General features: G+C 60.5%; 26 protein-coding genes and 1 tRNA gene. 18 read left to right on the top strand and 9 right to left on the bottom strand.

Annotation, left to right across the window (positions count from 1 at the left end; genetic code table 11):
* The first annotated feature begins 164 nt into the window (after nucleotides 1–164).
* The 7 genes from rpoD to ribD all read left to right on the top strand — a co-directional run bounded on the left by rpoD (nucleotide 165) and on the right by ribD (nucleotide 6225).
* Nucleotides 165–2159, top strand: coding sequence for an RNA polymerase sigma factor RpoD (gene rpoD, locus TM1040_RS15120; protein ID WP_011539465.1), 1995 nt, complete (start codon nucleotides 165–167; stop codon nucleotides 2157–2159).
* A gap of 284 nt (nucleotides 2160–2443) precedes the next feature.
* Entirely contained in the window at nucleotides 2444–2914 is a 471-nt protein-coding gene (locus tag TM1040_RS15115) for a hypothetical protein (protein WP_011539464.1), read from the top strand.
* Nucleotides 2915–3129: 215 nt separating this feature from the next.
* Nucleotides 3130–3438 (top strand): hypothetical protein, encoded by a 309-nt coding sequence (locus tag TM1040_RS15110; protein ID WP_011539463.1) that lies wholly within the window; start codon nucleotides 3130–3132, stop codon nucleotides 3436–3438.
* A gap of 130 nt (nucleotides 3439–3568) precedes the next feature.
* Nucleotides 3569–4027 carry a hypothetical protein gene (locus TM1040_RS15105; RefSeq protein ID WP_011539462.1) on the top strand — a complete coding sequence of 153 codons (459 nt, stop codon included), beginning with the start codon at nucleotides 3569–3571 and terminating at the stop codon, nucleotides 4025–4027.
* Between the two features lie 4 nt (nucleotides 4028–4031).
* On the top strand, nucleotides 4032–4460 hold the full coding sequence (locus TM1040_RS15100; RefSeq protein ID WP_011539461.1) for a secondary thiamine-phosphate synthase enzyme YjbQ: 429 nt from the start codon (nucleotides 4032–4034) through the stop codon (nucleotides 4458–4460).
* A 145-nt stretch (nucleotides 4461–4605) separates the two neighbouring features.
* Nucleotides 4606–5073 carry a transcriptional regulator NrdR gene (gene nrdR / locus TM1040_RS15095; RefSeq protein WP_011539460.1) on the top strand — a complete coding sequence of 156 codons (468 nt, stop codon included), beginning with the start codon at nucleotides 4606–4608 and terminating at the stop codon, nucleotides 5071–5073.
* A 48-nt stretch (nucleotides 5074–5121) separates the two neighbouring features.
* Complete coding sequence (ribD, locus tag TM1040_RS15090) at nucleotides 5122–6225, top strand: bifunctional diaminohydroxyphosphoribosylaminopyrimidine deaminase/5-amino-6-(5-phosphoribosylamino)uracil reductase RibD (protein ID WP_084789029.1); 1104 nt, start codon at nucleotides 5122–5124, stop codon at nucleotides 6223–6225.
* A gap of 66 nt (nucleotides 6226–6291) precedes the next feature.
* Here the strand turns inward: ribD and TM1040_RS15085 are convergent, their stop codons facing one another.
* The 3 genes from TM1040_RS15085 to TM1040_RS15075 all read right to left on the bottom strand — a co-directional run bounded on the left by TM1040_RS15085 (nucleotide 6292) and on the right by TM1040_RS15075 (nucleotide 10875).
* Nucleotides 6292–8331, bottom strand: a complete 2040-nt coding sequence (locus TM1040_RS15085) for a capsular polysaccharide biosynthesis protein (protein WP_011539458.1) — start codon at nucleotides 8329–8331, stop codon at nucleotides 6292–6294.
* Between the two features lie 6 nt (nucleotides 8332–8337).
* The gene (locus TM1040_RS15080) at nucleotides 8338–9465 is read right to left on the bottom strand and encodes a polysaccharide biosynthesis/export family protein (protein ID WP_011539457.1); all 1128 of its coding nucleotides are present in this window, start codon (nucleotides 9463–9465) and stop codon (nucleotides 8338–8340) included.
* A 105-nt stretch (nucleotides 9466–9570) separates the two neighbouring features.
* Complete coding sequence (locus TM1040_RS15075; protein WP_011539456.1) at nucleotides 9571–10875, bottom strand: capsule biosynthesis protein; 1305 nt, start codon at nucleotides 10873–10875, stop codon at nucleotides 9571–9573.
* Between the two features lie 263 nt (nucleotides 10876–11138).
* Between TM1040_RS15075 and TM1040_RS15070 the strand changes: the two genes are divergently transcribed.
* From TM1040_RS15070 to TM1040_RS15040, 7 genes are all read left to right on the top strand, one after another.
* Nucleotides 11139–11744 (top strand): riboflavin synthase, encoded by a 606-nt coding sequence (locus tag TM1040_RS15070; RefSeq protein ID WP_011539455.1) that lies wholly within the window; start codon nucleotides 11139–11141, stop codon nucleotides 11742–11744.
* A complete protein-coding gene (locus tag TM1040_RS15065) occupies nucleotides 11744–12346 on the top strand; it encodes a hypothetical protein (RefSeq protein WP_011539454.1) in 603 nt (200 codons plus the stop codon). The genes TM1040_RS15070 and TM1040_RS15065 overlap by 1 nt, the downstream gene beginning before the upstream one ends.
* 293 nt (nucleotides 12347–12639) lie before the next feature.
* A complete protein-coding gene (ribB, locus tag TM1040_RS15060; RefSeq protein WP_011539453.1) occupies nucleotides 12640–13764 on the top strand; it encodes a 3,4-dihydroxy-2-butanone-4-phosphate synthase in 1125 nt (374 codons plus the stop codon).
* Nucleotides 13765–13778: 14 nt separating this feature from the next.
* On the top strand, nucleotides 13779–14303 hold the full coding sequence (locus tag TM1040_RS15055; protein ID WP_011539452.1) for a 6,7-dimethyl-8-ribityllumazine synthase: 525 nt from the start codon (nucleotides 13779–13781) through the stop codon (nucleotides 14301–14303).
* A 23-nt stretch (nucleotides 14304–14326) separates the two neighbouring features.
* Entirely contained in the window at nucleotides 14327–14809 is a 483-nt protein-coding gene (nusB, locus tag TM1040_RS15050; RefSeq protein ID WP_011539451.1) for a transcription antitermination factor NusB, read from the top strand.
* Nucleotides 14810–15062: 253 nt separating this feature from the next.
* Nucleotides 15063–15479, top strand: a complete 417-nt coding sequence (locus TM1040_RS15045; RefSeq protein ID WP_011539450.1) for a universal stress protein — start codon at nucleotides 15063–15065, stop codon at nucleotides 15477–15479.
* Between the two features lie 41 nt (nucleotides 15480–15520).
* Nucleotides 15521–17170, top strand: coding sequence for a BCCT family transporter (locus tag TM1040_RS15040; RefSeq protein ID WP_011539449.1), 1650 nt, complete (start codon nucleotides 15521–15523; stop codon nucleotides 17168–17170).
* 114 nt (nucleotides 17171–17284) lie between these two features.
* Here the strand turns inward: TM1040_RS15040 and TM1040_RS15035 are convergent, their stop codons facing one another.
* Entirely contained in the window at nucleotides 17285–18835 is a 1551-nt protein-coding gene (locus TM1040_RS15035) for an adenylate/guanylate cyclase domain-containing protein (RefSeq protein ID WP_011539448.1), read from the bottom strand.
* 193 nt (nucleotides 18836–19028) lie between these two features.
* Between TM1040_RS15035 and TM1040_RS15030 the strand changes: the two genes are divergently transcribed.
* Both TM1040_RS15030 and TM1040_RS15025 read left to right on the top strand, forming a co-directional pair.
* Nucleotides 19029–19349, top strand: a complete 321-nt coding sequence (locus TM1040_RS15030; RefSeq protein WP_011539447.1) for a hypothetical protein — start codon at nucleotides 19029–19031, stop codon at nucleotides 19347–19349.
* A 485-nt stretch (nucleotides 19350–19834) separates the two neighbouring features.
* Entirely contained in the window at nucleotides 19835–20302 is a 468-nt protein-coding gene (locus TM1040_RS15025; RefSeq protein WP_011539446.1) for an MmcB family DNA repair protein, read from the top strand.
* A gap of 82 nt (nucleotides 20303–20384) precedes the next feature.
* Here TM1040_RS15025 and TM1040_RS15020 read toward each other — a convergent pair whose 3' ends face one another.
* Nucleotides 20385–21497 carry a hypothetical protein gene (locus TM1040_RS15020; RefSeq protein WP_011539445.1) on the bottom strand — a complete coding sequence of 371 codons (1113 nt, stop codon included), beginning with the start codon at nucleotides 21495–21497 and terminating at the stop codon, nucleotides 20385–20387.
* A 254-nt stretch (nucleotides 21498–21751) separates the two neighbouring features.
* Nucleotides 21752–21940: a DUF6324 family protein gene (locus tag TM1040_RS15015; protein WP_044027235.1), complete on the bottom strand. Its 189-nt coding sequence runs from the start codon at nucleotides 21938–21940 to the stop codon at nucleotides 21752–21754.
* A gap of 327 nt (nucleotides 21941–22267) precedes the next feature.
* On the opposite strand from TM1040_RS15015, the gene TM1040_RS15010 reads away from it, so the two are divergent.
* Nucleotides 22268–22344: transfer RNA gene (locus tag TM1040_RS15010), tRNA-His, on the top strand.
* A gap of 120 nt (nucleotides 22345–22464) precedes the next feature.
* On the opposite strand, the gene TM1040_RS15005 is transcribed toward TM1040_RS15010, so the two are convergent.
* Nucleotides 22465–22773 carry a DUF6476 family protein gene (locus TM1040_RS15005; protein WP_011539443.1) on the bottom strand — a complete coding sequence of 103 codons (309 nt, stop codon included), beginning with the start codon at nucleotides 22771–22773 and terminating at the stop codon, nucleotides 22465–22467.
* Here TM1040_RS15005 and TM1040_RS15000 point away from each other — a divergent pair.
* Nucleotides 22772–23809, top strand: coding sequence for an RluA family pseudouridine synthase (locus TM1040_RS15000; protein ID WP_044026849.1), 1038 nt, complete (start codon nucleotides 22772–22774; stop codon nucleotides 23807–23809). The two genes, TM1040_RS15005 and TM1040_RS15000, sit on opposite strands and share 2 nt — an antisense overlap.
* 154 nt (nucleotides 23810–23963) lie before the next feature.
* On the opposite strand, the gene TM1040_RS14995 is transcribed toward TM1040_RS15000, so the two are convergent.
* A complete protein-coding gene (locus TM1040_RS14995; protein WP_011539441.1) occupies nucleotides 23964–24698 on the bottom strand; it encodes a proteasome-type protease in 735 nt (244 codons plus the stop codon).
* 7 nt (nucleotides 24699–24705) lie between these two features.
* Complete coding sequence (locus TM1040_RS14990) at nucleotides 24706–25503, bottom strand: transglutaminase family protein (protein ID WP_011539440.1); 798 nt, start codon at nucleotides 25501–25503, stop codon at nucleotides 24706–24708.

Genomic DNA, 25503 nt, shown 5'->3' with positions numbered 1-25503 from the left:
GCAATGAGCACGATTCGCGGGCTCAACTGTGTCCGCGACGCCGCGATGTGACGTTTTGCTAAAGAAGCCTATAGAAAAATTGGGTAAACGGGGTGACGAATCACGAGAGCACTCTAAAGATTCGCTCCACTCGAATCGCCCGCAGCCCCTTAGAGGAGCAATGAATGGCCGCCAAAGATACTGACGACCGCAAGCCTGACGATCAGGACGCCGAAATTTCGCTCGATATGAGCCAGGCGCAAGTCAAGAAGATGATCGCCGAAGCCCGCGAGAAGGGCTACATCACCTACGATCAGCTCAATCAGGTTTTGCCGCCGGATCAGGTCTCCTCCGAACAGATCGAAGACGTGATGTCTATGCTGTCGGAAATGGGCATCAACATCATCGAAGATGAAGAGGCCGAGGAAGAAGAGAACAAAGGCACCACCGAACTGGTGACCACGGAATCCAACCGTGAAGTCGCAGTGGCTGGCGCTGCGACTGAGAAGCTCGACCGGACCGACGATCCGGTCCGCATGTACCTGCGCGAAATGGGCAGCGTCGAGCTGTTGTCGCGCGAGGGCGAGATCGCGATTGCAAAGCGCATCGAGGCCGGGCGCAACACCATGATCCTCGGGCTCTGCGAAAGCCCGCTGACATTTCAGGCGATCACCATCTGGCATGACGAACTCCTCTCCGAGGATATTCTTCTGCGCGATGTGATTGATCTTGAGGCGACCTTTGGCAATCAGATGGACGAGGACGGTGACGTCGCCGAGCCGGTTGTCGATCCCTCTGCAGTGTCTGGCGCTGCAAAGCCAGAAAAAGACTCCGGGCCCGAGCTTGATGCCGATGGCAACCCGATCCTCAACAACGACGACGATGACGACGACGACGATGATCAGGCCAACATGTCCCTTGCGGCCATGGAAGCGGCGCTCAAGGATCGGGTTCTGGAAACGCTCGAGCGGATTTCCAGTGACTTTGCGATGCTGTCGGAAATGCAGGATCTGCGGATCTCTGCGACGCTCAATGAGGATGGGTCCTTTTCGGCTGATGACGAAGCCAAGTACCAGCAGCTGCGCTCTGAAATCGTGGAACTGGTGAACGGTCTTCACCTGCACAACAACCGCATCGAGGCGCTGATCGACCAGCTTTATGGTATCAACCGCCGCGTCATGCAGATCGATAGCGCCATGGTCAAACTCGCTGACCAGGCCCGTATCAACCGCAAGGAATTCGTCGAAGCTTACCGTGGTCGCGAACTCGACCCCAACTGGCTTTCCGAGATGAGCGAAAAGCCCGGTCGGGGCTGGCAGATGTTCATCGAGCGCTCGACCGAGAAGGTCGAAGAGCTGCGCGCCGACATGGCACAGGTCGGTCAGTACGTCGGTCTGGACATCTCGGAATTCCGCCGCATCGTGCAGCAGGTGCAAAAAGGTGAAAAAGAGGCCCGTCAGGCCAAGAAGGAAATGGTCGAGGCCAACCTGCGCCTCGTGATCTCAATCGCCAAGAAATACACCAACCGGGGCCTGCAGTTCCTCGACCTCATTCAGGAAGGCAACATCGGCCTGATGAAGGCGGTCGACAAGTTCGAATACCGTCGCGGCTATAAGTTCTCGACCTATGCAACCTGGTGGATCCGTCAGGCGATCACCCGCTCGATCGCCGATCAAGCGCGCACCATCCGTATCCCGGTGCATATGATCGAGACCATCAACAAGCTGGTCCGCACCGGCCGTCAGATGCTCCACGAAATCGGCCGCGAGCCGACGCCGGAAGAGCTGGCAGAAAAGCTGCAGATGCCGCTCGAGAAGGTCCGCAAGGTGATGAAGATCGCCAAGGAGCCCATTTCGCTCGAGACTCCGATCGGGGACGAGGAAGACAGCCAGCTGGGCGATTTCATCGAGGACAAGAATGCCGTGCTGCCCCTGGACAGCGCCATTCAGGAAAACCTCAAGGAAACCACCACGCGGGTTCTGGCCTCGCTCACCCCGCGCGAGGAGCGCGTGCTGCGGATGCGGTTTGGTATCGGCATGAACACCGATCACACGCTCGAAGAGGTGGGCCAGCAGTTCAGCGTGACCCGCGAACGGATCCGTCAGATCGAGGCCAAGGCGCTCAGGAAGCTCAAGCATCCGAGCCGCTCTCGCAAGCTGCGCAGCTTCCTCGATCAGTAAAAAGTGTTAACGTAAAGACGCCCCCGGAAGGGGGCGTTTTTTGTACGACCCTCTGAAAAAAATGGGCTGGTTGAGCCGCTGCCTTTTGCGTCCACTCTGGGAGTCTCGCAAGGTGCCGAGGTGTTTTGCGAAGAATTCATTCTGACGGCACCTGCAAAGGGAGGCATGTTTGGCCCAATCATACAGCGTGCGGGATCCTGCACCCCCTCTGTTATATGGGCGCAGCATGTGATCTGAACGTGCGAAAGGTATTGTCCAAGGTTTTGTCGAAAGGTCAAAATGACATGACATCCATATTCAAAATCGCCCCGATATTTGCGGTGTTTATTGCAGCCCCGGCGTTATCATGTCCGCAAGGCGCGACCCCTCTGGTATCTTGCAGCTTGAAATCCGGCAGCGCCTATCTTGAGACCTGCCGATTGGGCAACTTCGCAACCTATGCCTATGGAAAGACGGGACAACGTCCGGATCTCGCGCTCGCTCGTCCCGTGCAGGAGGTGGAGATGACCCCATGGCCCGGCGTGGGGCGTAGCATCTGGGAGGACTTCCAGTTTCGCAACGGAGATGTCTCTTATCGGGTCTTTTACAGTATTGATCGCTTCTCGGAGGGCGAGCCCGCTCTGACCGCGGGGGTCATGGTCGAAAAGGGTGAGGAAACCTTGGCAGAGCTGGATTGCGATCCTGGCACAATCGATGCGGGCTATCCGTTGCCCCTGTGGGACGCGCAAGAACTGGCCGCGCAGGCCCGGAATTGACCGACACCTCTGGCCTTTCACGGTAGACTCACGAGCGCGGCGCAAAGCGAACTTCTGGCTATGCGGACACGCCGCGCCGGAGCGCGCATTTTGTTAACCAATTCCCCCGGTTTTGTTAACTATTATGACCGTCGGAATATTGATTTAAGTTTTCGATAACTTATTTTCGCTTCGAGTTCCTATGATACATTCAATCCATACACCGGGGGGTGACGATGAGTGGAACGAACGAAATGAAAAACGCGCTGAGCGAATTGGATGAAAAGCTCAATGCTTTGGATACGATGACAGAGGTGAATTCCTTTCTGGTCTCGGCCCTGCGCGAACATGAGCAAGAACTCATCCGGATGAGCCCGCAGGAAACGCGCGATATGCTGCGCCAAAAAGCACGGGTGCGCTACCGGGCCGATGGTGGGGAGACGCCAAATCCACAAGCTCTGGACATGTTGGAAAAGACGCTGGGGAACGGCCATACCGCCGAAATCATCAAATTCCCAAGCGGTGGACGTGCCGGGCGGGCATAATTATGCGAACAAGGCAGGCAATCCGACGTCGGATCGCAATTTACGAATGAATTCTGATTTCTAGGGGATCCCTTGTTCCCGGCTGAGGGCTGAACTACATTTTGGCCAAACGGCCAAAGGGAGGCCCTCCATGCGCCAGAGCTCTCACTCCATGACCCGCCGACTTATGCTGCCTGCGCTGGCAGCCACAGCCGCTTTGGCGGGATGCGCGGATATTCAAAGCACCGGGCCGCAGGCTGATTACTTCTCGTCCCGCGCGCTAGCGCGGATCTACGCGCTTGAGGATGGCCGTTTCGAAGTGGTGCCAGAGATCGGTGCCGAAGGCGCTGCATATTGGTGCGCCGCCTCAGAATATGCCCGCAGGGCTCTCGGCGCGGGCTGGTCACAGGACATATATGTTGCCAAAGGACGCGCACCCAGCACGGTCAGCGGGCGCATTGATGCTGTGACATTCTCCTTGTCTCCGGTGCCAAGCGTCACGGACAAGAGCCCCTTCATCAAGACGTTCGGTTTCAAGCCCGGCGACAATTTCAGCGTTTCCACCGGCGAAAGCCTCTGTCGAGACATTGAGCCGGTGTTCTTCTTCTGATCGCATGAGCAACATCCAACAGCGCACCTTTACGCTCTCTACCCACGGCCAGGGTCTCTACGAGATCACCGATGAGATCCGCAGCTTTGTCCGCTCAAGCGGTGCTGTTCAGGCGCTGCTCACTCTCTATGTGCGCCATACCTCTTGCTCGCTCCTCATCCAAGAGAACGCAGACCCGGAGGTGCAGGGGGATCTCAAGGCCTATTTTGCGCGCTTGGTGCCCCCGACGACCGATCCGCAGATGTCCTACCTGCGCCATACCTATGAAGGCCCCGACGACATGCCTGCGCATATCAAGGCGGCGATGATGCCGGTGAGTCTCTCGATCCCCGTTTCGAGCGCCGAGATGGTCTTGGGCACATGGCAGGGGATTTATCTTTTTGAGCACCGTGACGCTCCACATCAGCGCCAAATCGTTGCTCATCTGGCCTGACAACTGGGCGAACCCCCACCGGCGCCACCAAGGTCTTGGGGTCGCATTTCCCCTCTACCCAAATCCTAGCTGGTCCCCTATAGTTGTGGATAAATGCGCAAACCTGCGCACAAGAACAATTTATCGCGAGGGGAGGGGCCAGAGGATGCGTTGCCCATTTTGCGGAAATGTCGATACGCAAGTAAAGGACTCGCGTCCGGCAGAGGATCACGTTTCGATCCGCCGACGCCGGTTTTGCCCTGCCTGCGGTGGCCGTTTTACCACGTATGAACGGGTGCAGCTGCGCGACCTCGTGGTGATCAAGACCAACGGCAAGCGCGAGGATTTCGACCGCGACAAGCTAGAACGCTCCATTCGCATCTCGATGCAGAAACGCCCGGTGGACCCGGAACGGATCGATCAAATGATCTCGGGCATCGTGCGCCGTCTGGAGAGCATGGGCGAGACGGATATTCCTTCCAAAAAGATCGGCGAAATCGTGATGGAGGCTCTGGCCCGCATCGACACCGTCGCCTATGTTCGCTTCGCAAGCGTCTACAAGAATTTTCAGGCGGCCGACGACTTTGAGGATTTTGTGCACGAGCTGCGCCCCCCTGCGCCGCCCGAGAGCTGAGATCCCGGCCTCGCTGCCTGCGCAGAGTCTGGCAAAAGGTCTGATCCATTGAGCAAAAGCGACGACCACCGTTTTATGGGGCTCGCCCTGTCGCTCGGGCGGCGAGGGCAGGGTCGGACTTGGCCAAACCCGGCGGTCGGCTGTGTAATTGTCCAAAAGGGTCGCGTGGTGGGCCGGGGCTGGACCCAGCCCGGAGGCCGTCCCCACGCCGAACCCATGGCGCTGGCGCAGGCGGGAGCCGCAGCGCGCGGCGCCACTGCCTATGTGAGCCTCGAACCCTGTGCCCATCACGGCAAAACCCCCCCCTGCGCGCAAGCGCTGATCGAGGCCGGTGTTGCCCGTGTCGTCGCCGCCATCGAAGACAGCGACCCGCGTGTCAGCGGTCAGGGCTTTGAGATGCTGCGCGCGGCGGGGATTTCCGTTACCACCGGAGTGCGCGCCGAGGAAGCTGGCTTTGATCACGAAGGGTTCTTTCTAAAAACGGAACAGGGCCGCCCTTTTGTGACGCTGAAACTCGCCGCGAGTTTTGATGGTCGTATTGCCACCGGCTCCGGTCAAAGCCAGTGGATCACCGGGCCGGAGGCGCGCCGTGTGGTGCATGCGATGCGTGCGCGTCACGATGCTGTCATGGTCGGGGCAGGGACGGCACGCGCGGATGACCCTTCGCTCACCGTGCGCGATCTGGGGATTGACCAGCAGCCGGCGCGGGTGGTGGTCTCGCGCCATCTTGACCTGCCGCTCATCAGCAAGCTTGCGCGCAGCGCAGCGGAGGTCCCGCTCTATCTTTGCCATGGCACAGGCGCGGATACCGAACGTCTGCGGGCCTGGGACGGGCTGGGAGCGCATCTGTTGCCGTGCAACGCTCTTGGCACCCAGCTTGACCCGCATGATGTGCTGCAGCAACTGGGCAGCGTAGGACTCACACGCGTGTTCTGCGAAGGAGGAGGCGCGCTGGCGGCCAGCCTGCTGGCGCATGACCTCGTGGATGAGTTGGTGGGCTTCAGTGCTGGTCTGACGATCGGTGCCGAAGGGCTGCCCTCCATCGGGGCGCTTGGCATTGGCCACCTTTCAGAGGCCCCAAGGTTCGACCTTCATGAGACACGCCCGATTGGCGCCGACATCCTGCACCGCTGGCGTCGCCCTCAGAACTGAGCGGATAGCGCAGGCTTTCTTCTAACTCAAATATCCCGGAGCGCGAGGCAGCGCCTCGCTTCCCCCTCAGCGCCAGAGCGGAGCAAATGAGGCAAAGAGCCCCTGCAATTTCGAGAGGCTGCTGTTCAGGGGGCTGCGCGCAGGCAGCTCTCCGGCAATCAGCCGATCGACAGCAACCTCGGGCGCGCAGGGCAGCTTTGAGACCGGATCAAAATAGCGCGGATAGTCGATGAGCGCCGCATGGGCGAGCCCAAGGATACCAGGGCGCGCATCGCGCCAATGGGGCGCCTGAAGCCGATCCCGCGTCAGCCCCCATCCAGCATAAAACGGCAGCCCCACACAGGTGACCGGCACCCGCCGCAACAAAGCCTCAAACCCCAGGAGCGACGTCATGGTCCAGACCTCATCGACACTGTCGATCAGCGCCGCCGGGTTGGCATGCTCTGCCACCACATCCGCCCAGGCCTCGGCGTGGCTGATGCGGCCCTTGCGCAGGCCTGCCTCCACATCCGGGTGCGGTTTGTAAATCACGACCGCATTCGGGCGCGCAGCCCGCACGGCCTGCAACAGCTTCATATTGGTGTTGATCTTACCCGCTCCGAGCCGCAGGGAGGCATCATCCTCGACCTGGCCGGGCACCAGAACCCGATGCCCTTTGGGCAAATCGGGCAGTGCGCCATCGAGATTGTATTTTGTCACCTCATGTTTGATGAGCCGCATCACCAGCGCCTCGATCCGGCGTTCCTGCTGCGGGCTCAGCGTGACGCGTTCGCGGATCAGGTCATCCAGATCACTGTGACGGGTCGGGTCATAATAAATGCCCTGACGATCCAGCACCAATGACAAGGGCGGCACCAGTTCAGCCCCGAGCCCCCGCGAGCGCAAGAATCCATCTTCCAGATGATGCGCCCCGGCGTGATCCTTGGTCGCCTTGCTGGCCCAGACCATCCAGTTCTTGCCGCTCTTTTTGGCAGTTGCGGTTTTTTCGGTGAAACTCATGCGCTTGTGGCGCCCGAAGAACTGCTGCAAGGGCGCGCGCTTCCACAGACGCATCTCTGAGGCAGCCCAGCCAGCGCGGTCTTCGCGCCAGGCCCGGACCTGCGCCTCCAGAGAGTCGATCACGTCCTCCAGCTCGCAAAGCCGGTCGTGATGGGGATCATACCAGGTGGGAAAGAGGATCATGGCCGCCGCAAAAAGCTGTGCGCGGGTCAGGCGACGATGACGCCCCGCGGGGGGGAACTCATCCTGCGTCAGGCCCCATCCGGCATAGAAAGGCTGGCCAAAGATACGCGGCCTGTGCCCGGAAAGGATGGCCTCGAACCCGAGTTGCGACGACACGGTATAGACGCCCACAGCGCCCTCGAGCAGCAGATGTGGCGAGACTGGCGCATCAAAGAGTTCCACCTGATCATTGGTGTCACGCGCGTCGAAATAGCCGGCACGGTGGCCCTTGGTGGTTTCCGGATGGGTCTTGATCAATACGCGCGCGCCGGGGTTTTCTTCGCGCGCAAAGGCCAGCATTTCCTGAAAGCGTCCCCGGTCCGCGCCGGGGAAGGGGATCGAGGCCTTGACGGACGCATCGTCGCGCAATTGATCCACCACCAGCACGTAGCCGGGTTCTGGTGGGGGAACATCGGGATGGAAGGCGTTGTATTTGCTCAGATGCGCGTCCTGAAGCCTTGCCATGGCGTCGCGCGCGCGCTTCATCAAGGCGCTGTCATCGAGTGGGTGTTCTTTCAGGAGCGTGATGAGGTCGCTTGGAAGGGCCGGGTCAAAATGCACGCCAGCGCGGTCAATCAGCAATCCCATCGGGGGCTCGCCATCGCGGCCCGGATGCACCGAGCGCAGGAACGCATCCTCAATGCGCACCAAGGGCGCGTTATGCTCTTGGGCAATCTTGCGGCCGCGATGGGCGGTGGGGCTGTTGCCCCAGATCCCGACCAGATCGCCCTCTTTGGGCAGGCCCAGACGAATGTCATAGCCCGCTAGATCAAGAATGCGCCGGACACGGGACTGGGTCAGAAACCCTCCGTTATACACAAACAACCGGGAGCGTTTGCTCCCGGTTCTGGTCTCGTCCAGATGCGGCAAAGGCCCTTGCATCATTGCTGCTTAACTGCCGCCGAACAGGGTCTCGACACTTGCAGCCGTGGACAGCGGGCTGGTCAGAAGAGACAGCGTCTTGGTCCATTGGGCATAGGGTGCTTCGGTCACATAGATGGTGTCGCCATCGCGGATCACGAAGTCGCGGGCAATGAAGAGACCGTTGGGCTGAGTGAGGTTCAGCACGTAGATCATGCGCTGCGCGCCGATCAGATCGTCACGCCCAAGCACCTGATTTGAGATCGCTTCAGGTTCATTGCGGAAGACAAAGACACCGGTGGGATCGGATGCCGTGGCGATCAGGCCGCCGACCTGTGCAAGAGCTTCAAGCGCCGAGAGGTTCTGGCTCTCGAAAGGTACACGGGCCTGCGCCGCGGTCGCTCCCAGCGCGGTAAAGGAGCGCGTATCGCCTTCCACAAGGATCTTGTCGCCATTGCGCAGCGCGATGTCCATCTGGGGGTGGTCGTAGAGGTCCTCGAACCAGATCGTGCCAGTCTGCCCTTGGCGGGTCACAGAGACCTGCGCAATCTCGGGTTCGATCGCCACGCCGCCAGCTTGCGCCAGCATGGTGGCCAGAGTGCGCGTCGGACGTTCGATTGGATAGACCCCCTGCGCGCCCACCGCTCCGGTGAGGCTGACTGTGGCGCCATCGCCGGCAAGGCGGCGCACCTGAACCTGCGGGTCGGGCGTCTGGTCTTCGAGCTTCTTGGTGATGGCTTCGCGCAACTGCTCTGGCGTATTGCCCGAGGCGCGCACGCGGCCTGCGTAGGGCACAAAGATGAAGCCCGCACCATCAACCTGCACTTCTTCGAGAAGGGTGGCATTGGCGCCGGCGCTGGCAAGCAGCCCGTCGTCGACGTTTTCCCAGATCGTCAGGCCAAGGATATCGCCGGGGCGAATGATGTCGGAGGTAAGAACCGATGCTTTGGTGAAGGCGTCGGAAAACCCAAGTGCGGGTACCACGGCTGTTGCCCGGGCAACGCGGTCGTTGACCGAGACCACAAAGGCATCGCCCTGTTTTTGTACCGACCCTGCAAAGATCTCACGTTTGTTCGGGCCCACCTTGGGCAGCCCGCATGATGCTGCGAGGGCAACCGCAGCCAACAAGGCCACGGGGCGCGCCCACCGTAAAGTCATGGGTTTCACTGCTCGGTCTCCTCGACCTATGTTTATTTTGCCTCAAGTTTTGCGCCCAAATTAGCGGACTGTCACGCAAAAATCCAGTCGCGCTTGCATCTGGGGTCAGCTCACGACACGCAAGTGTTGCCGTGGCGCTGCTGTGCCGCGCAGGAGCGCGTCATAGGGATCGTCGGCAGCAAGCATCATATCCACCACTTGCCGCAACAGCTGGCGCCGCCCGGAGCGCGAATAAAACCCGCCAGGAAACTGAGAGGTTTCCAAAAGATAGCGGCGATATTGCTTGTAGGCGCGCCCATCGGGGCGGGCGGGAGCGGCAAAGAACTCCGGCAGGCTTTGGGTCGAGGAGAATTCCGGTTTGTCATAAACCGCGCGGCCAAAGACCTTGAGCGGCAAGCCCCGCCACAAGACCTGTTGGCCTGCCGTGGAGTTCACGGTGACGGCGGTGCGCGCCTCATTCAAAAGCGCGGCGAGCTTGCCGCCGCGCACATAGTGCACGCGCCCCTCGACGCCATGTTCCGCGGCCAGACGTTTCAACGCCCGTCGGATCGGGGCGCGTCCATCCTCAAGCGGGTGCGCCTTGAAGACAAGGTGGTGGTGGCGCGGCGCGCCCTCGGCAAAGCCGGCAACAACCACCTCGAGGAATTCGGTGATGGTCGAAAAAGGCGAATGGGCTTGAAACGCGCTGTCATGTTCCAGCTGCAAGAGCGCCAGATGATAGGGAAATCCGCCGCGCTGAATGCGCATCGTGGCCAGACGGCGGTGCAAGGCATGCAAGGGCATCATCAGCAGCCGGTTGAGATAGAGCTGGAACTCCTTTGTGACCGGCAGGGCGCGATGGGGGCGGAAGTTGCGATAGCCCCGGTTCAGAAACATGACGAACCAATGATAAAGCGCGCCGTAAATCACATGTTGGCGTGTGTCGCCCCAATGCGCCGGAGGCATTGGCATTTCGAGGTCGCTGTTTGCCAGCGCTTGCTCCATCTCAGGGACCGGCATCTGCATCAGGCGCGAGTTGCCATTGGTGCCGTCGCGCTCATAGGTGACCCAGTAGGGGCGCAGATAGCCTTCTTCGAACGTATGGACTGTGATACCGCGTGCCTTTGCGATCGCGATTGCATCCGCATGGATCGGGCGGGTGTCGCCATAGAGCACGATATCGGTGATCGCGCGCTGATCCAGGAGCGCGCCAAACCTTTCCGGCCAGGCCTCTGGTGTATCGCGATAGGCGATATAGCTTTGCCGGTCCGGCCAGAACACGCGGTCGCCCGTGTTGAACCCAACCCGGTGCACGCTGCAGCCCGCTGCGCGCAACATACGCCCCAGAGCTGCAAAAAACGGCCCATGAGGCCCCTGCAGAAACAGGAAGCTGCGGGCGTCAGCTGATCCATTTTTCGATCTCATTGGCATTGGTGCTCGATCCAGTGCTCTCACCGGCGGGGGCGGAGGGTTTTTCTCTCTTCCTGAGGCCCGCTCGGTCGCGTGTCGGAATGTTCGTTTTATCTGCCGAAAGTCATATCGTGGTAAAGATGGTTAGACTAAAACTAGAGCAAAAGTGTGACCAATTACCTTATGCGCCGCAGCACGCCCCTTGAGCCCGAGGCGGGCAGGGGCTAGCTCTGGTCGAGAAGCACCCGCACCGCGCGGGCACGGCACTATCAAGGAGTTCACCCATGTTCACCGGGATCATTACCGATGTGGGAACCATCACCGAGCTGGAACAAGCTGGCGATCTGCGCGCGCGTATCCAGACCGCATATGACACCAGCAGCATCGACATGGGGGCCTCGATTGCCTCGGACGGCGTATGCCTGACCGTGGTGGCTCTGGGGCCAGATTGGTACGATGTGCAGATTTCGGCGGAAACCACGTCGAAAACCAACATCGATGCCCGCGGCACCCACAAGGGCTGGTTCGTTGGCAAGCGCGTCAATCTCGAACGCGCACTCAAAGTCGGTGACGAGCTTGGCGGCCATATCGTGTCGGGCCATGTGGATGGCGTGGCCGAGGTGGTGGCCATGCGCGATGAAGGCGACAGCACCCGGGTCACCCTGCGCGCCCCCAAGGAGCTTGCGCGTTTCATTGCCCCCAAAGGCTCGGTTGCCCTCAATGGCACCTCGTTGACGGTAAACGAGGTGGAGGGCTGTGACTTTGGGATCAATTTCATCCCGCACACCAAGGAGGTCACCACATGGGGTGATGTGGCGGTGGGGGATCTCATCAACCTCGAAATCGACACGCTGGCCCGCTATGTCGCGCGGCTGCAAGAGAGCCTCTGATGGGGGGGCGTCCGACGCTTGGATCGGTGCCGGGGCTTGGCCACAACGGCGGCCCCAGTCTGGAGCCCGGCGCGCTCTGGCGCACCCATGCCTGGCGCTCGGCGCAAAAGAAACTGATGCCCAACACACTCCCAAAGCTGGTGCTGCAGATGCGGCTGAAGCGAGCGGCGGAGTTGGGCATGGATTACAAGACCTACGCAAAGGTGCGCCAGACTTCGGGGCAGGATGTGTTGGGGCTATTGTTTTCCTCCAATGCGCTGCGTCTGTTGAAAGACCCCCGCTTGCCGGAAGTGGAGCGCGCGCGCTTGGCGCATCTTAAACGGGCGGAGCGCTTGGCCCTGACCTACCCGCCGCTGCGCCCGTCAGAGGTGGCTCGGGTCAACCCCGAGATTGATGCCGCCGACACCGCCCCCGTCTTTACCGAGGGCTGGACAGAGATGCGCGCAAAGCTCCAAGGCGTGATGCGTCAGCGCGGACTGTCAGGGGCGTCGGTGCTGGTTATCGGTGATGCCCCGTTGGAAAACGAATGGGCCGCCGCTGGTCGGGCCGCAGCCTATCTGAGCGCTGCAGAGTATTTTGGCGCCTCTGCCCGGAGGCCCTGATCGATCGCGTCCTCGGGTCATTGGGGATGCGAGGCTCTGCCTCGCGCTCCGGGATATTTGGAGTTAGAAGACGGTACGGGATGCCCTGTTTCTTCTAACATAAAGTATCCTGGGATGAATTGGCCGAAGGCCAAGAGGGGCAAAGCCCCTTCGTGCGTGCCGCTCGCGAGAGGGCATATGCCGTTTGCGGGGCTGGTATTTGCACAGCGCGTGGTCTATCCCGGCAGGGACGACAGCGGCGCGGGCAAGGGCTTCTTGACCGTGCGGCCCCACGAGCGAAAGGCCTGTTGCATATGAGCTATGAGACGCCCGGTCCAGTCGAGTCTGAGTTGCGCGACGCCATCAGTCCGATTGAAGAGATCATCGACGCCGCGCGCGCGGGCAAGATGTATATTCTTGTCGATCATGAGGACCGCGAAAACGAGGGTGATCTGATCATCCCGGCGGAGTTTGCCGACGCGGATGCGATCAACTTTATGGCCACCTATGGGCGTGGACTCATCTGCCTCCCAATGACGGCCGAGCGCATTGATCGTTTGGGCTTGCCGATGATGGCGGTGAACAATTCCTCGCGTCACGAGACGGCCTTTACCGTGTCGATCGAGGCGCGCGAAGGGGTCGATACCGGGATTTCCGCCGCGGATCGTGCGCTGACCGTGGCCACGGCGATCAATGAGCAAAATACCATGGCGGCGATTGCAACGCCGGGCCATGTTTTCCCGCTGCGCGCAAAACGCGGCGGGGTTCTGGTCCGGGCCGGGCACACCGAGGCCTCTGTCGATATTTCGCGCATCGCGGGCTGTCACCCATCGGCCGTGATCTGCGAGATCATGAAAGACGATGGCACCATGGCGCGACTGCCGGATCTGGTGGAATTTGCAAAAACCCACGATATGAAAATCGGCACCATCTCGGATCTCATCGCCTACCGCGCCAAGAACGACAACCTCGTGGATGAGACCGCCCGCTCTACCGTTACCTCGGAATATGGGGGCGACTGGGAGATGCGGATCTTCACCGATCAGACCCATGATGTGGAGCATGTTGTCCTGATCAAGGGCGACATCACCACGCCAGAGCCGGTGCTGACTCGCACTCATGCGCTGCATGAGGCGTCCGACTTGCTGGGGCTTGGTCCCAAACCCGCTGGGGAACTGCCGCGCGCGATGGAATTGATCGCCGACGAGGGGCGCGGGATCGTCTGCCTGTTCCGCCAGCCGCGCAACGCGCTCTATGCCTCCGACGAGGAAGGGGTGCGCACCATCAAACAGACCGGTCTCGGGGCGCAAATTCTGAATAAACTCGGCGTTGAGGAACTGATCCTGCTCACCGACTCGCCGCAAACCAAATATGTTGGGCTGGATGCCTATGGGCTGTCGATTGTCGGCACCCGTCCCATCCTGTCCCGAGACAGCTAAAGGAGTCCTCCGCCATGGCCGGACAAGAAAGCCACTACATCCTGCCGCGCCCTGAGTTTGACAAGCCGGTAAAGCTGCTCATCGTGGTCTCGCCCTATTACAAGGACATCGCTGATAATATGGTTGCCGGTGCCGTGGCCGAAATCGAAGCCGTCGGCGGAACCTATGAGGTTGTTGAGGTCCCGGGTGCGCTGGAAATCCCCACTGCGATCGGGATCTCGGATCGGGCCTCGAACTTTGACGGCTATGTTGCGCTGGGCTGCGTGATCCGGGGCGAAACAACCCATTACGATACGGTCTGCAATGACAGTTCGCGCGCGATCCAACTGCTTGGGCTACAGGGGCTTTGCATCGGCAACGGTATTCTGACGGTAGAAAACCGAAAACAGGCCGAAGTGCGCGCGGACCCTGAGGATCAAAACAAGGGCGGCGGCGCGGCAGCTGCGGCCTTGCATCTGATCGCGCTCGCGCGTAAGTGGGGCGCCCAGACCAAGGGAGTTGGGTTTAAACCTGCCTCCGACTCGTACCGGCTCGCCTGATTTCAACAACGGATCCCTCGCTCATGACCTCCAAAGACGCCCCGAAACCGGGAAAGAACAAGACGCAGGCGCGCTCTGCCGCGCGTCTTTATGCGGTGCAGGCGCTGTTTCAGATGGAGCAGAGCGATCAGAGCACCAACAAGGTGATCGTGGAATTCGAAGACCATCGCTTTGGCGCGACCTATGAGGGTGACGAATATGCCGAAGGCGATACCAAGCTGTTTCGCCAGCTGGTCAATGATGCGGTGAACCATCAGGCCAAGATCGACCAGATGACCGACCGTGCCCTTGTGGCGAAATGGCCGATCGCGCGGATCGACCCAACCCTGCGGGCGTTGTTTCGCGCTGCCGGAGCGGAATTTGTCGAGAGTGATACGCCGGTCAAAGTGGTGATCAACGAATACGTTGATATTGCGCGCGCCTTCTTCCCGGAAGGGCGCGAGGCGAGCTTTGTCAATGCGGTGCTGGATCACATGGCACGTGAGGCAAAGCCCGAAGCCTTCTGAGATAGAGCGCAAAACAGCAGTAAAGAGGCGTATGACGATAAGTCCTGCGCCTTTTTTTGTTGAAACCTGAAGATCTGGGACCAGTTCATAGGCCTCATCTGACGCAATCTTCGGGTTTTCCCGGAAAATTTGCGTCAATCGTGAAAAGGTGTCAGCTTAAGAGTACTGGACAGACCTGCCTGTGAAATGTGCAGCGGCTGTCCTACCCGGAAACGAATAGGCCCCATCGGGGCCGCAAGAAACAGGAGGGGACATGTTTCAAAAAATAGTCGTGCCAGTGGATCTGGCACATGAAGCCGCCTTGCAGAGAGCCTTGGATGTGGCGGCTGCTATGGCAAAAACGCATTCCGCCGACGTGTGCTATGTGGGGGTGGCCTCGGCCAATCCGGGGGCGGTGGCGCGCAGCCCGGAGGAATATGCCTCCAAGCTGGAGCAGTTTGCCCAAAGCCAGGCCGCACAACACGGGATCACCGCCAGCGCCCATGCCATTATGAGCCATGATCCCGCCGTTGATCTCAACAAGGCGCTGGAACGCGCGATTTCGGATCTCAAGGCAGATCTGGTGGTGATGGCGACCCATGTGCCGAATATCTCAGACTACATCTGGGCCGGTCACGGGGCGCATGTTGCCGCCCATAGCGCCGCATCGGTGCTCTTGGTGCGTGATTAACGAATAACAGAACTGAAACTCCGAAACGAAAGGCGGTAGTTATGACCGACCAAACGACGGAAACGCCCGACGGCATCCCAAGCCCGGACGGCGCAGCACATATCATTGATACGGATTATGAAATCGGGCAGGACAACGTCGAGGGGTCCGTTGGCCCCTTTGGCTTTGACATCCACAACCCGGTGTTTGCCATCTCCGGGATCGCGGTTGTGGCCTTCGTGTTCTACACGCTCGCACTGCCCGAGCAGGCCGGCAACGTGTTCTCCTGGCTCTTTAGCGCAGTGACCAAGGGCTTTGACTGGTTCTTCCTCGGTGCCGCAAATATCTTTGTGATCTTCTGCCTGTTCCTGATCGTGACGCCCTTTGGCAATGTGAGGCTCGGCGGCACGGAGGCAGAACCCGACTATAGCTACATTGGCTGGTTTGCGATGCTGTTTGCAGCCGGTATGGGCATCGGTTTGATGTTCTATGGGGTTTCCGAACCTCTGAGCCATTTTGCCTCTTCCATCGGGGGCACCGCATCCGAGGGCGGCGTGCGTACCGACTGGGCACCACTTGGGGCCGCAGGTGGTAATGAAGCCGAGGCCGTGCGCCTCGGGATGGCGGCGACGATCTTTCACTGGGGGCTTCACCCTTGGGCGATCTATGCCGTTGTGGCGCTTGCGCTGGCCTTGTTCAGCTACAACAAGGGCCTGCCGCTCACGATCCGGTCTGCTTTCTATCCGATTTTTGGCGATGCCGTCTGGGGTTGGGTTGGCCATGTGATCGACATCCTTGCTGTCTTTGCGACCCTCTTTGGCCTGGCAACTTCGCTCGGATTTGGCGCAACGCAAGCCAATGCGGGCCTCAATGAGCTGTTTGGCATCTCGATCGGGTCCACCACTGAGGTCATCCTGATCTCGGCCATCACCGCAATCGCACTGGTTTCTGTGCTGCGCGGCCTTGATGGCGGTGTGAAGATCCTGTCGGAGATCAATATGGGTCTGGCCTTTGTGCTGCTGGTCTTTGTGCTGCTGGTGGGGCCGACAGTGTTCCTGCTGTCGCTGTTCTGGGACTCGCTGATGGCCTATTTCCAGTATCTCCCGGCGCTCTCGAACCCGGTCGGACGTGAGGATGTCAACTTCATGCAGGGCTGGACGTCGTTCTACTGGGCGTGGTGGATTTCCTGGTCGCCGTTCGTGGGCATGTTCATCGCCCGCGTCAGCCGTGGCCGGACCGTGCGTGAATTCATCATCTGCGTGCTGTTGATCCCGTCGATGGTCTGCGTCCTTTGGATGAGCGTATTCGGCGGCACTGCGATCCATCAGGTTCTCTCTGATGGCTACACCGTAGCGCAGGATGCGGCGCTGGAGCTGAAGCTCTTCAAGATGCTGGATGTGATGCCGCTTGCCGGGATCACCTCGCTGGTCGGCATCGTGCTGGTGATCGTGTTCTTCGTGACCTCCTCGGACTCGGGGTCGCTGGTGATCGACACCATCACCGCTGGCGGCAAGGTAGATGCGCCGGTACCGCAGCGGGCCTTCTGGTGCGTCTTTGAAGGTGCGGTTGCGATCGTTCTCCTCCTGAGCGCCGGCGGCCTGCAATCGTTGCAGTCCATGGTGATCTCTACGGGCCTGCCGTTCACGGTTGTGCTGTTGGTGATGTGCTATGCAATCCTGCGCGGCCTGATGAGCGAGCGAAAGGCGACCTAAGTGAGGGCCGCTGAGGCCCTCAGATCACGGAAAACAGAAACGGCGCCTCCCATGCGGGGGCGCCGTTTTGCATTTGGGTTTGCGGATAGGGTCAGTCTGGACAGGGCGGATCGGTCAGCCTTTCAGCGGCTTGCCGAGGATCGCCTCCAGCTGCGCGCGCGTGGTGTCGTCGAGCCGCTCCAAATGCACGGTTAGGCTTTTGCCGTCCATGCTGGTCTCGGTGGGTGGCAGGTTGCCCGATTGCCCCGGCGCGATGGCATAGGGATGCACGTCGCGCGTGATGCCCTTGAACTGCATCGGCGGCATGGGGGTGGCAGCCACGAAGTCGCGCACATGGGCATAAGTCTCATGGCTCATCACGATGCCTCCCGGTTCCGCTGCCGCCTCCAGGCGGGCGGCCAGATTGGCCTCCGCGCCGATGATGGTGTAATCCATCCGTTCTTCCGAACCGAAGTTGCCGACGTTGCAATAGCCCGTGTTGATACCGATGCGCGCCCGGAAAGGCCTGTCGATGCCACGCGCGCGCCATTCTTTTTCCAGCTCTCTCAAACGCTCCTGCATCTCCAGCGCCATCCGCACGCAAGCCCGCGCGTCCTCAGCAGTGCCCAGCGTTTCAGGATCACCAAAGAAGGCCACGATGGCATCGCCGATGAACTTGTCGATGGTCGCCCCATGTTTGGCCGCGATGGCGGACATCTCGGTGAAATACTCGTTCAGAAGCGCCGTCAGCTCCTCCGGCTGCAAGGTCTCTGCCGTCTGGGTGAAATCCTTGATGTCGGAAAAGAACACCGTCAGTTTTTTGCGTTCGGTGGAGATCGAGGCGTCCTTTTCGCCGGAGAAGATCGACCGATAGACCTGCGGCGACAGGTAGCGCGAGATCTTCATCGAGATCCCGGCGAGGAATTCATTGTTGGAGGACAGCTCCTCGCTTATCTTGCGAAACCGCTGTGCCAGTCGCAGTTGATGCAGTGCAAAAAACGCACCAAAGCCGCCAGCGACCACCATATAGGCCAGCAGGTGGCTAAAGGAGAACAGGCTCACCGCCACCGGCTGCACAATGCTGTAGGACTGCACGCCGCGAATGTCGCCAACCGCCCAATCGGTTTTGGGGCTGTCGGAGTGGTTGTTGTGGCAGGCAACGCAGGCCTCTTCCATCACCACAGGAGTGATCATCGTTACTGCATGTGTCAGCAGCCCGGATTCTTCGCCCCGGTAGAACAGGTAGTGATCGTCCACCCCCTCGCGAAACCGGCTCAGCGCGTGATCCTCCGCCCAGGTCAGCTCTGTCGTCTCGCGGCCATGAAAGGGATAGTCCGAGGCAAATCGGTACTGCACGTTCAGACCATGGGTGCCGATCTGATCGCCGAGCTCGATCGCCATGGTCGCGGGGATCGGGATGGCCCCGTCACGGTCGTGATAGTCGTGGGTGGCAAAGGTCGACCCGTCCGGATTCAAGCGGCCAATCACATTGCGGGCATAATAGCTGCGCACGGTGTCCAAGACCGCGTCCAGAGCCTGTCCCTGGCGGCGCAGCGATTGATCGGTGATCGCCATCAGGTCCATCCAGACCACCACGGGCAGGGCAACAATCGCGGCGCCGATGCCCCAGTTGATCAGATGCGGCTGGTTGACCAGAAAACGGCCGATGCGGCGGGTGATCTTCATATCTGTCGCGTCCCTGTGCCTTTCCTTGAGCTCTGCGTTCACGGGTTTGCTCCTGCTTTGGCAAGCGGATGCCTGCGCAATGGTTCAGATTATACGCAGCATACGTGCAAAATCGTCGCACTATCTTATGCGTTCTGGAAAGAGATGCTGAGGCATTCTACCTTGATGGTGTGACACACCTGAGGAGGATGCCATGCCTGAACTGATCAAGCTCTACATCAAAAGCGCCCTTTGGGGGCTGGTGCTGGCCGCTCTCTTTGTTGCGATCCTGCTGTGGTTCAACATTGCCAATCTCGGCGCGCTGGTCTTTGGCTCGGATTCGGGCGTGATCGCCGTTCTGGCGCTGTGGATTTCCAACGCAGTGGTTTTTGGCGGTGTGCAGTTTGGCTTTAAGATCATGGCGATGGCGGAGCGCGATGATACTCCGCGCGGGGGCACATGGGTCGGCCCCGAGATGCAGCCCGTGCCGATCCCGGCCAAAGCCTCCAAGCCGCAGCGCCGGACCCTTCGCTGATAGCCAGCACTGTCTGGCGTCGTCATCACCCGACACCAAAAGGCCGCGCCCAGTTTGCGCGGCTTTTGAGTATCTTGGGGGGAGAAGCGGCGGGAACCACCAGTCAACCGTGCGGCGTTGATTCCCGAGGACCTGTATGTACAGGTGGGCGCCAGGTAAACGGACCAGGATCCGGACAGAGCCAGCTCCCTCGGAATTACTTAAGGCCACTGGAATGCTGCCTGTCACGAGAAGGGGAGAACCCGCCTGCGCCATAGGTAGTGCGCAGCGCGCTTGTGCACAAGGGGGCGGGCGCAGATGTTGTGCTTGATTCTTGTTCACTAATTGTTCACTTTTGGATCATGACAGAGCAACACAAAATCACCGAAGGTTTCGACACCCAAGCCCCAGATCGGTCTGAGGCGGAGGGGCGCCCAGCCGAAGAGGCGGATCAGGGAGAGGTCGGAACAGGCGATATGGATGCAGATGCGGCGACTTTGGCGCTCATGCAGCCGGGGCAGCGTCTTGCCCGTGGCGTCAGTCGCTACCTCCGATCCATGGGGTTTGCGGCGCTTGAAGAATTTGTTCCGCAGCGCGGTTTGCGGGTCGATGTGATGGCCTTGGGTCCCAAGGGGGAGCTCTGGGTCATCGAATGCAAATCCAGCCGCGCCGATTTTCAAAGCGATGGCAAATGGCAGGGCTACCTTGAGTGGTGCGACCGGTATTTCTGGGCGGTGGATGTGGAGTTTCCCACCGAGCTTCTGCCCGAAGGCACCGGTTTGATCCTCGCGGATGCTTATGACGCAGAGGTGGTACGCATGGGGCCTGAGCAGAAAGTGGCGCCAGCGCGCCGCAAGAAAATGACACAGAAGTTCGCCATGGATGCGGCCCGTCGCCTGCAACGGCTGCGTGATCCACGCCCCGGACGTGAGGCCTTTGCCTTTGCTGTGTCAGAGGAGGACTGCGACAGCTGAGGCGAGACTCGCTGCGCTGCGCCTTGCGGGTATATATCGGCCAGACCGCACCGGCGCCCAGGCCTGTAGAATGCGCGCGGGATCAGGCCGTCAGATCAATCGCCGCCTGCGCCGGAGGCACAATATAGATGATGTCGTGATGGCCATCCAGCTGTAGCGCGAGGATCTGCTGCTCTTCCTGGGCCTGTGCCGCCTCGCGCTGCGGGTCGCGGGCATACGGTGCTGCGGCGGCAATCAGCGGATCATCATTGGCCGCAGGGCGCTGCGACCCGGCATCAGGTTGCGCCAGCTCCGCCGTCAGGATGCGCGGCACCGGAGCCCGCTCCGGCCGGTCAGGGGCGCTGAGTTCAGGCGACTCGGACAGTGCACCGGTGAGGCCCACATTCTCGTCAGAAATCAGCTCTGCCGCTTGTGCATCCCGAGGCTGAGCCTGATAGGCGTAGGCCTTTTTAGCCAGCGCGATCAGATCAGCGCTGGCACGTTTCTGGTCTTCGGTGAGGGGCAGGCTGATCACGGTATTGGCGGTCATGGGTGCTCCTGATTGCGGGGGCTGCAGAGGATCGGCACGTCCTGCCGCATCAGTGCTGTTGTCGCGCGAGGCGGGGGAGGCCGCCTCAGCGGTCCCGGTGGTGGCGTCCGCTTCGGTTTGGGGGAGGCCGATGATGACAACGCCGTCATTCATCACGTAGATCACCCGCGGCTGCGAGGAGGCCAGCGCCTGAGCGCTTACATTGGGGTCCTGAGGGCCAGCTGCGGGGGGGGCTGCCGGATCGGACGCAGCGGTTGGGGCCGCCGGGGCTTCTGCCACCGACGGTGGACTGTCTGGCGTCCTGCCAGACTGCTGCATTGCGACGCCGGAGGGGTAGACCGCAAGCGGATCTGACCCTGTCGCCGGGGACGCAGGCAAGGCGGAAACATGAGAACGCAGGAGATCGAGGACTTTCTCCATGTGGTCGACGGTATCCGAGATCTGATGCATCGCGGATTTCCAGCCGGGCTCCGGTGGCCGACTGACTTGCTCGATCATCTTGTCACGAGCGCGACGGGCCTCGGACAGCTGATTGTGCAACTGATTTGTGGTCAGGCTCTCACTGTCAGAAATGGAGACGGCGGCAGCTTGGGGGCCATTCGCGGTGGCGATGGCGCTCGGTAAGATCACGACTGGTCCCAACGGCGGGGTTGTAAAATGGTACATCACTTACGCTCCAAGCAAACACTTGACGTCCGTTAATCATTTGGAGGGACAGGTTAACACGGTCCTAACCTCCGTAAACGGAGCCCCTAAAATGCTATTGATTTTGCAGCATAGCTTAGCCGCGCGCGTGATCGCGCCGGTGCTTGCGGTAACTTTATGGGCAAGAGTGAGATGGGCGCGGCAAGAAGGCGGTTACCGTGACACAGAAAAGCCGGGCGCAAGGCCCGGCGATCTCGTCGGCTGTGTGCGAGGGATCAGGAGCTGACGGCGCGGGCGGCCTGCGCGGCTGCGCGGATTTCGTCAGCGATTTCCTCGGCTTCTTCGGGATCGAAGTCCATCGGGATCTCTAGCCCATCGGCTTCGATAAAGATGCGGACCATCCCGACATCAGTAGGGCCGATCTGCATGTTCGCCTCAATGTCACGTTCGGTGTTGATCCCCATGTCGAGCTCCTTCGGGTCGCGGTGAGCCAACGTGCTAGCCTGCAACCCTCTAAAATGCAAGATGTCCGCCTCATCGGTGCATTTGAGCGCAGCAGCATAAATCCAGAGCGCGACACGGCCCAAAACAAGGGAATCACCATCCCGCTGGCGCAGGTGTTTTGCAGCGCAGAACAGGGATCCTCCGGGCTCCATCGAAGTAGTGCCTGCGTGACCGCCAAGTGGTGCTTGGAGAAATCCACAAGAATTTGCCGCCGCGCAAAAAAGTGCAAAAAACTTGTGACATGGGCTCTTGCACTCCGATTTTCTGTGATGTAAATCGCCCTCAGTGCCGCCTTAGCTCAGTTGGTTAGAGCGCTTGATTGTGGATCAAGAGGTCCCTGGTTCGAGACCAGGAGGTGGTACCACCCTCCCCAGATTGCTAAAAACCTTCGCGTGCGACATTCAGGCATCTTGCCGATTGGTGCGGGATCAATGCTTTGCCGCGCTGGCGGCAAAGCTGTCGGGTTTGGTCGCTTGGGCGAGGCCTAGTCGATCTGAATTTGCTGGCGCAGGGCGCCGGTTTCACTGTCGAGGATCAGGATCTGATCTTCTGTCGTTACCACCGCCAGCCAGCCGCTGCCAAAGGTCACGGCACGCGCGGTGGCGCCCTCGGGCAAGGAAATATCTGCCGGCACTTGCGGTGCGTGGGTATCATCCGACAAACGGATGACAAGCAACGCAATAACCACTAGAACCCCGCCCACCATGATCACGGTCAACGTGGTCACGAGACGGCGCAGGAAACGCAGCTGCGTCGGTTCGGTAATGTCTTCAGGTTCGGAAGGATGTGTCATGGCCAGCCGCCGCATTGAATTTGTGATCGCGGACAACCCGCCCAAGCGGCTTGATAAAGCGATTGCGCGCGATGTGCCAGAGGAAGCGAACCTGTCGCGCACCCGTCTGGCGCGTCTGATCGAAAGCGGAGGTGTCTTTGTGGATGGCGCCCGCGCCAATGATGCCAAGTCCCGCGTTGCCGAGGGCGCCCTGATCGTCATCACCGTCGAGGAGGCCGAGGACAGTCATATCGGCCCCGAGGACATTCCGCTTGATGTGATCCACGAGGACGCCGACCTCATCGTCATCAACAAACCCGCCGGCATGGTGGTGCATCCCGCGCCGGGCAGCCCTTCCGGGACGCTGGTCAATGCGCTTCTGCATCACTGCGGCGCGGATCTGTCCGGGGTGGGGGGCGTCAAACGTCCCGGCATCGTGCATCGGATCGACAAGGAGACCTCGGGTCTCTTGGTGGTGGCAAAGTCGGATGCCGCGCATCAGGGTCTGGCGGCGCAGTTCGAACGTCACACGGTGGAACGCTATTATCAGGCGGTTTGCTATGGGGTGCCCGACGGCAATGATCCCCGTCTGCGCGGGGTGCGCGGTACCAGCTTCGAGCCGGGCAACATCCTCAAGATCACCACGCAGCTTGCACGCCATAAAACCGACCGCCAGCGTCAGGCGGTGTTGTTTGAGGGCGGGCGCCACGCGGTCACTCGCGCCCGGATCATCGAGGCCTTTGGTGCGCCCGCGGCTGCTTCTTTGGTCGAGTGCTGGCTTGAAACCGGACGCACGCATCAGATCCGGGTGCATATGGCGCATGCGGGCCATGGGCTCTTGGGGGATCCCACCTATGGCGGCAAGCGCAAGATCTCTCCCAAGGCGCTGAGCGCGGCCGGGCTTGCGGCAATCAACAGCTTTCAACGACAGGCATTGCACGCGGCCGTTCTGGGCTTTGAGCACCCGGTGAGCGGCGAGATGATGCGCTTTGAAGCGCCGCTGCCCGAGGATATGCAGGCCTTGATCGCGGCGCTTCGGATTCCGGCCTCGGTCTAAGGCCCGGCCTGCAACTTGAGCTCCGGGCCTGCACGGTCCATCAGAGCGCATCCATGCAGGCTGGCTTGATGTGCCTGCGTTTCTGTGTGACCAGCGTTTCTGCCGCATGTATGCGGATACTTGGCCCACACCAATAGGGGTGCAGGCGGGCAGATCACTCGAGCGCGAAGTCTGGCAGGCTCTCGAGCGCGTTTTTCAGCGCATCGCCCCAGCCCTGAGAGATCAGCTGCAGATAGGGATTGTCCGCATCGATACGCCCCGTGGTGTCGAGCTGGAGCGAGTCCTTGCGATAGAAGTGAAAATCAAACGGTGCTCCCACCGACAGGTTGGCTTTGACGGTGGAGTCAAAGCTCACGAGGAGCAGCTTGATCGCGGCTTCAAAGGACATTTTCGGATCATACGCCCGGACCAGAATCGGGCGGCCGTATTTTGTTTCGCCGATCTGAAAGAAAGGCGTATCCGCGCTGGCCTCGATAAAATTGCCCTCGGGGTAGATCATGAAGAGGCGTGGCGGCCCGCCTTTGATCTGACCACCCAGAATCAACGTGGCCCCAAAGGCGCTGTCGGCCTGTTGTCCCGCAGCATCATGCTGTGCGATCACCTCGCGCAGCGTATCCGCCACCAACCGAGCGGCCTGGAACATCGAGGGCACGCCAAGGATCGACGGGTCGCGTTCGCCGTGCGCGTGAGGGCGTTCCTCCAGAAGGCTCACAACGGCCTGCGTGGTGGCAAGGTTGCCCGAGGACAGCAGGGTGATGGCCCGCTCGCCGGGGGCCTCCCAGGAGGTCATCTTCTTGAAGGTTGAGATATTGTCTAGCCCTGCATTTGTGCGGGTGTCGGACATGAAAACCAGCCCGGCATCGAGCATCATTCCCACACAATATGTCATCTAGGCCTCACTGTTGCGCCACTTCGATCTGAACGTCGAGCGCTTCGCCCGCGCCTCCAATTCGCGTTCCAGATACAGGGGCCGCATCAGAATAGTCCAGCCCTGTTGCAACACGCACGTAGCGCGCATCGGGTGAGATGCCGTTGGAGACGTCAAAGCCGACCCATCCGAGTCCCTCGACATGAGCCTCCGCCCAGGCGTGCATGGCATCCTGAGTGGTGCGATCGTCGAGCATGAGGTAACCCGAGACATAGCGTGCCGGCAGGCCAAGCTTGCGCGCGCAGGCGATAAAGACATGGGCATGATCCTGACAGACGCCATGCGCTGACTGGATCGCGTCTTCCGCGCTCCAGCCAAGCTCCGAGACGCCGATCTGATAGGTGATGGCCTCGCGAATGCGGGCGGACAGCTGGTGCAGCATGTCGACAGGGTTGCTGTCGTCGAGATCGCGGATCAGCTCTCGCACCCCCGCGCGTGCCTCTGTCAGCACAGTGGGCCGGGCATAGAGCCACAGGGGCGAAGGGCCTCGGTGACGCCCCACCACGCCGTGAGTGTCGGTCAGTTCGACCACGCCCTCTGAGACCAGCTCCAGCTCCGTCACGCCGGGCTCAAAGCTGATAAGTTCCGTCACATTGTGGTGGTGGTCGTCAAAGGAAACCTCCTTCTGGCCCCCGATAATACGGGTTTGCCATTCCACAACCTGTTGGTTGGTGTTGGTTTTTGGCGTTTTACGAAGCTGTTGCAGGCCAAAGGAGACCGGTTCGTCAAAGCGATAGCGGGTTGTGTGATGAATGGTCAGGCGCAT

The sequence above is a fragment of the Ruegeria sp. TM1040 genome, from assembly GCF_000014065.1.
Lineage (GTDB): Bacteria > Pseudomonadota > Alphaproteobacteria > Rhodobacterales > Rhodobacteraceae > Epibacterium.
This window is presented reverse-complemented; position numbering and strand designations above follow the sequence as displayed.